The following is a 2,515-nucleotide window of genomic DNA, read 5'->3' on the forward strand; positions in this document are numbered from 1 at the left end:
CGACCTTCCTATAGCTCTCGACATCTCCATCAAACGACGTGCCGAGCCCAGCAGCAATGCCCGGCCTGTTGTTGTCACGCAGGTAGTCGCTGAAACTGCGAAGAGCAGTTGCATCCTTCCTGCTTGCATCCTTCTTGCCGGTATCTGTCGCTGCTTCGTTTTTGTACTCTTCGATGAGAGCCGCGTCCTGGGGATAAGGATGCAACTCAGTGCGGCCTGCGATCCGCACGACTCCGCCCGTCGACTGCGAGGTTCGGAGATGAACTATCGCCGCAAGAAGCCTTAAGGGATTACCCTTTCCGATGAACTCGCGCGCATCAGCGGTCAGTGACTTTTCGTCGTCGAGCCGAGCAGCAATGGGATCTTTGTTATTTGCGAAGAGCCAGTGGCCAAAGCTGAGAAGAGTACGTACATAGCCCCTGGCAGTGCGTTCGGCGGCGTTCCCATTACGGAGGGCCTCCTCAAGCCCCGAAATAAGGGGAGCATCCTCGGTATGAAGAGGCTGCTTGTCGTGCCCTATCAAAATTCCAGTTGACTGAGCCGGCTGCGGCGCCGAGGACGACGGGCCGGGTTCGTCCATCCGGCCCAAATCCTGATCGTGGCCTTCCGCAGGAAGCAATTCCTCTGGCCAACTGCCAGCTTTCTGCCACGCACTGTGCTGCGCAGCGGCGTCGCCGACCTGTCTCGACTCCATCAGGGCCGCGTCTTCGGGATCAATATGGCGCTCGAGCTCCATCGCTTTAGGGCCCGCCTGTGATTTTCGGAGATGAGCCAGAGCGGCACCGATCCTCGAATCAGCACCGGCGTCCTTCTTATAGCTCTTGACATCTCCATCCAGCGCCTTGCCTGAAAGCCGACCAGCAATGCCCTTCTTGTTGTTTTCACGCAGGTAGTCACTGAAACTGCGAAGAGCCGTTGCATCCTTCCTGGCTTCTTCCTTCTTGCCGGTATCTGTCGCTGCTTCGTTTTTGTACTCTTCGATGAGAGCTGCGTCCTGGGGATAAGGATGCAACTCAGTGCGGCCTGCGATCGGCACGATTCCGCCCGTCAACCGCGAGGTCCTGAGATGGTCTATTGCCCTAAGGAGTGTCGCGGGACGCTTTTCGAACAACTCGCGCGCATCAGCGGTCAGTGACTCTTCGTCGTCGAGCCGAGCAAAAATGCTCTTTTTGTTATTTGCGTAGAGCCTCTGGCCAAAGCTGCGAAGAGAAGATAGATAGTTTCGGACGGTGCGTTCGGCGGCGCTCCCATTCCGGAGGGCCTCCTCAAACCCCGCAATAAGGGGAACATCCTCGGAATGAAGAGGCCGCTTCTTGTGCCCTATCGCAACCCCAGTTGACTGAGCCGGTTGCGGCGCCGAGGACGGCGGGCCGGGTTCGTCCATCGGACCCAAAAGCAAATTCTGATCATGGCCTTCCGCAGGAAGCAATTCCTCTGGCCAACTGCCAGCTTTCTGCAACGAACTGTGCTGCGCAGCAGCGTCGCCGACCTGCCTCGACTCCTTCAGGGCCGCGTCTTCGGAATCAATATGGCGCTCGAGCTCCATCGCCTTAGCGCCCGCCTGCGATTTTCGGAGATGAGCCAGAGCGGCACCGATCCTTGAATCAGCACCGGGGGCCCTCTTATAGCTCTTGACATCTCCATCCAACGCCTCGTCTGAAAGACGAGCAGCAATGCCCTTCTTGCTGTTTTCACGCAGGTAGTCGCTGAAACTGCGAAGAGCAGTTGCATTCTTGCTTGCATCCTTCTTGCCGGTATCTGTCGCTGCGTCGTTTTTGTACCCTTCGATCAGAGCTGCGTCCTGGGGATAAGGATGCAACTCAGTGCGGCCTGCGATCGGCACGATTCCGCCCGTCGACCGCGAGGTCCTGAGATGGTCTATTGCCCTAAGGAGTGTCGCGGGACGCTTTTCGAACACGCGCGCATCAACGGTCAGCGACTCTTCGTCGTCGAGCCGAGCAGCAATGGGATCTTTGTTATTTGCGAAGAGCCACTGGCCAAAGCTGCGAAGAGAATATAGATTATTTCGTGCGGTGCCTTTGGCGGCCCCGCCCTTGATGAGGGCCTTCTCAAGCCCCAAAATAAGGGGAGCATCCTGGGAATAAAGGGGGCTTTTGCTGAGCCTTCTCAGAATCCCTTTTGACTGAGCCGGCTGCGGCGTCGAGGCGGCCGGCATTGCTCCTTCACCTGAACTGCCGATCTCGCTCAATTGCCGCTCAAAGGTCGCTGCGGCTGCGGACGGAGCCGCGGGTGAGCTCTCTTGCGGGCCCGTGCTGTCCGATTGTTCACGCACCCGCTTGGTCGAGGGGAAATCCATCCGTTCTCACTTTCAAAATATGAACCAGGGCTTCGATCTGGCATGCTGGCGATCAGCAACAAACCACCCTTTACAGCCCTCGATAGACCCGCACCGGGAGCATCTGCGGATTTCACGGATCGTGAGCATCGATTTCGCGCGATCGTGAGCACTGAATTCAGACGATCGTGAGCAGCCCGCTACGGCCGATGGGAGATA

At 57.8% G+C, this 2,515-nt stretch carries 1 pseudogene; it reads right to left on the minus strand.

Annotated elements, in window-relative coordinates:
* Positions 1-2,317: pseudogene (locus IQ16_RS44875) on the minus strand (Ulp1 family isopeptidase); the annotation flags it as partial.
* Positions 2,318-2,515 lie beyond the last annotated feature (198 nt).

Origin of the sequence: Bradyrhizobium huanghuaihaiense (assembly GCF_007830635.1) — a bacterium.
GTDB lineage: Bacteria > Pseudomonadota > Alphaproteobacteria > Rhizobiales > Xanthobacteraceae > Bradyrhizobium > Bradyrhizobium huanghuaihaiense.